At 75.9% G+C, this 3,683-nt stretch carries 4 protein-coding genes; 2 read left to right on the top strand and 2 right to left on the bottom strand.

Features of this window, described 5'->3' with window-relative positions; genetic code table 11:
• Positions 1 to 620 (bottom strand): FAD-dependent oxidoreductase (locus FRCN3DRAFT_RS56855; RefSeq protein ID WP_007520620.1); only part of this gene is annotated, 620 nt, incomplete at its 3' end.
• Positions 621 to 689: 69 nt separating this feature from the next.
• Between FRCN3DRAFT_RS56855 and FRCN3DRAFT_RS0237335 the strand changes: the two genes are divergently transcribed.
• Positions 690 to 1,376 (top strand): response regulator transcription factor, encoded by a 687-nt coding sequence (locus FRCN3DRAFT_RS0237335; protein ID WP_007520618.1) that lies wholly within the window; start codon positions 690 to 692, stop codon positions 1,374 to 1,376.
• A gap of 192 nt (positions 1,377 to 1,568) precedes the next feature.
• Positions 1,569 to 2,006 carry a response regulator gene (locus FRCN3DRAFT_RS48145; protein ID WP_007520617.1) on the top strand — a complete coding sequence of 146 codons (438 nt, stop codon included), beginning with the start codon at positions 1,569 to 1,571 and terminating at the stop codon, positions 2,004 to 2,006.
• A 16-nt stretch (positions 2,007 to 2,022) separates the two neighbouring features.
• Here the strand turns inward: FRCN3DRAFT_RS48145 and FRCN3DRAFT_RS48150 are convergent.
• Positions 2,023 to 3,683 (bottom strand): sensor histidine kinase (locus tag FRCN3DRAFT_RS48150; RefSeq protein ID WP_051467430.1); only part of this gene is annotated, 1,661 nt, incomplete at its 5' end.

Genomic DNA, 3,683 nt, shown 5'->3' on the forward strand with positions numbered 1-3,683 from the left:
CACCCGGCCGGGTCTGCGGGCTTGCCCGCGCCGACCCGGCCCAGCGCGGCGGCCGTCGCGCCGACATCGCGCCGCAGCAGCGCGGTCGCCGCGCCGTCGAGCGGATGGGCGAGTGGCACTGGCGGGTGCGCCCACCGAACCGAGGGCGCGGTCGGCCCGCCCTTACCACCCGTCACGCCCCGGGCTCCTCCGTCACCGATCGTCGTGCCGCCGATCACCGTTGCACCAGCCCCGGGCTTGGGCGCGTCCGCACCATAAGCGCGCAGCGCCGGGGACGCGGCGGCCAGCGCCAGGACAGTGGCGCAGACGTCGTGGCGGAAACCGGGGAGGGTCAGCTCCTCGGTGCGCAGCCCGCCGCCGAACTGGCCGGCGGCCTCCAGGACCAGCACCCGCCACCCGGCCTCGGCCAGCGTGACCGCCGCTGTCAGGCCGTTGGGGCCGGAGCCGACGACGACCGCGTCGAAGCCGTCCAATCGGGCACCCGCCCGTGTTCCGCCGTTCTGGGCCATCACGCCCGTCACCTCCGCCGCTCCCGCGGCGCACTCTCCCACGCCCCGGCCCGCTCCGTCCTCGAGGGGATGACCGGACGGGAACACGACCGCCGCGGTGCGCCTCGTCACAGGACTGGCCCTGCGTCATCGAGAGGACAGAGCGACCAGATCGTGATCGACTTTCGATAGTCTGCGTGTGTGTCACTGCGCATCGTGCTTGCCGACGACTCCCTGATCGTGCGCGAGGGTGTGCGCGGGATGCTGGACAGCCAGCCGGATCTCCATGTCGTCGGGACGTGCGCGGACCTGGACTCGTTGCTGGCCGCGGTGGCGGAGCTGGCGCCGGACGTGGTGGTGACCGACGTGCGGATGCCGCCGACGAGCACCGACGAGGGCATCCGCGCCGCCGCGCTGCTGCGCGCCAGCAACCCCGAAATCGGCGTCGTCGTCCTGTCCCAGTACGCCGACCCCGAGTACGCCCTGAAGCTGCTCGAGCACGGCAGCGGCGGTCGGGCATATCTGGTGAAGGACGCGGTCGGGGAGCCGGGACACCTGGCCGGCGCGGTGCGCGCCGTCGCGGCCGGCAGGTCGGTGATCGACCCGGCGGTCGTGGAGGCCCTGGTGGCCGCCAGGGCCTCCAGGGCCTCGCCGCTGGCGACGCTCACCGAGCGGGAGCGCGCCGTGCTGGCGCAGATCGCGCAGGGCAAGAGCAACGCCGCCGCCGGGGCCGCGCTGTACCTCAGCGAACGCGCGGTCGAGAAGCACATCAACACCCTGTTCGCGAAGCTGGGCCTCGCCGCGGAACCGGACACGAACCGCCGAGTCAAGGCGGTACTGATCTACCTGGCCGAGGAGCGCGGCCCGAACCGGCTGGCCCCTCGGTAGGGCTGGCGCTTCGCGCCAGCCTGTCGGGCGCTCAGTGCCCTCCCCACGTGGGATGTCCAGCGTCCCGCGCCCGCCGGTTCCCCCGGCCCGCCGCCACGCGCGGACGCACTGACGCCCGGGGGGTGCTGGCACCCTCCCGGGCCAGCGGCTGACTTCCTTGTCCCTGGTCCCCGCGACGCGGACCATGGTCACATGCAGACGCCCGACGTCGACCTCGCCGATGCGGCCAGCACCGGCACCGCCGGCACGCGTTTCGGAGTCCTCGTCGTCGATGACCAGGCGCTGTTCCGCGAGGTCGCGCGCATCCTGGTCGGCGCCCTGCCCGGCTGGTCCGTGGTCGCCGAGGCGGCCTCCGGCGAGGAGGGCGTCGAGCTCGCCGGGCGGGTACGCCCCGCCCTCGTGCTGATGGACGTGCACCTCCCGGGCATCGACGGGGTCGAGGCGACCCGCAGGATCGTCGCCGGCGACCCGCCGGTCGCCGTGCTGCTGATGTCGTCCTACGGCTCCGAGGATCTTCCGCCCGGCGCCGCCGCGTGCGGCGCCGTCGGCTTCGTGCGCAAGGACGAGCTGACTCCGGCCGCGCTGAGCCGCGCCGTCGCGGGCCGGGGCCGCGGCGAGCCCGGCCGGTAGGAGCGGGCGCGGGCCGCTACCGCGCACCGGCCGGCAGCGGCAGGGTGCCGCGCACCCGGGTGCCGGCGCCGGGCGAGGACTCGACCTGGAGGGTTCCACCGAAGGATCCGACCCGGTCGCGCATGTTCTCGAACCCGTGGCCGGCAGTCGTGGTCGGGTCGAAACCGGCGCCGTCATCGGCCACTTCGAACCGGATCTCGCCGTCCTCGGCGGTCACGCTGACCGTCACCTCCGCGTCGTCGCCGGCGTACTTGCCCGCGTTCTGCAGCGCCTCCAGGCAGCAGAAGTAGACCGCGGCCTCCAGGTCCGGCGGGTAGCGGTCCGCGTCGGCGTCGACGAAGCAGTCCAACGGGCCGCGGGCCGCGGCCGCGCGCAGCGCGGGGGCGAGGCCGTGGTCACGCAGCAGCGGCGGGTAGATGCCGTGCGCCAGCTCCCGCAGCGCGGCCGCCGCGGACCGGACGTCCGTTTGCAGGCCGGCCAGGAGCGGGCTGACGGCCGCCGGGTTGGTCTCGGCGAACTGCGCCGCGAGCCCGACCTTGACCGACAGGCCGACGAGGTGCTGCTGGGCGCCGTCGTGCAGGTCACGCTCCAGGCGGCGGCGGGCCGCGTCGGCGGCGGTCACGATGCGTGCCCGGGACGCGAGCAGCTCGGCGTTGCGCTCCCGCAGCTGCTCCAGCGACGCCTGCAGGGCGCTGTCCAGCGACAGGTTGTGCAGCGCCAGGCCGACCTGCCGGGCCAGCTCCACGAGCACCCGGTCCTCGGCTGGGGTGAACGGGCCCGCCGTCGCCGGCCGGCGCACCACCAGCATCCCGCGCAGGTCGCCCAGGTGGGTGATCGGGGCGACGCGCACCAGCTCGTCGCCGGCCAGCAGGCCGGGCAGCCACACCCTGATCCAGGCGTTGCCGCCGGTCCTGGCCCGGGCGACCACGGACCACTCGCGCGCGCCGAGCGCCAGCCGGTCGGCCGGCCGCTCGGGCAGGCTGACCATCCGGCCCAGCGTGCCCTCTCCGCCCGTCCAGATCTCGGCGCCGGCCGGCCCGAGGGTCGCCCGCAGCAGCTCGGTCAGCTGGAGAAGCAGCTCGTCCATGGGAACGGCCCTGGTCATCCTGGTGCCGAAGGTGGCGAGCAGCCGGTCGGGCGGAGCCTCGGCGCCGCGCACCGCGCGGTCCGCGACGCCGGCCAGCCAGGCGCGGGCGGGCAGCGCGAGCACCGCGCACCCGAACGCCGCCAGCAGTGACAGTGTGAGGATCTCCCGTTCGCCGGCGCCGGGCCGGCGCCCGAGGCCGAGCACGACGGCCAGGTAGACCGCGGCCACGAGCACCGCGAGCCCGGCGACGGTCACGCCCTCGATGAAGGCGCGCGGGCCGAACCGGGCCAACCGAGGGTGCGCCCCGGCCGCCATGGCCAACGGCACCAGCACCCAGGCGGCGAGCGCCGCCGGCGCCGGGTCGTCCGGGATGTCCAGCAGCATGCTTCCGGCGCCGCCGACCGCCGCGGCCGCGACGGCGATGACCGTGGCCGCCCCGGTCCACAGCAGCGCCCACCTGGTCCGCCCGCCCGCGCCGGCTCCGGTCGGGCCGTGGGCCGAGCCGTCAGCCCGGCCGCCGTGGGCGTTGACCAGCACCAGGTGGCACGCCGCCACATACAGCGCGCCCAGGGCGGCCAGGGCGGCCAGCG

This window comes from Pseudofrankia saprophytica, assembly GCF_000235425.2.
GTDB lineage: Bacteria > Actinomycetota > Actinomycetes > Frankiales > Frankiaceae > Pseudofrankia > Pseudofrankia saprophytica.

Coding starts and splice junctions, on each gene's coding strand:
- FRCN3DRAFT_RS48145 (WP_007520617.1), top strand. CDS start 1,569: ATGCAGACGCCCGACGTCGACCTCGCCGATGCGGCCAGCACCGGCACC.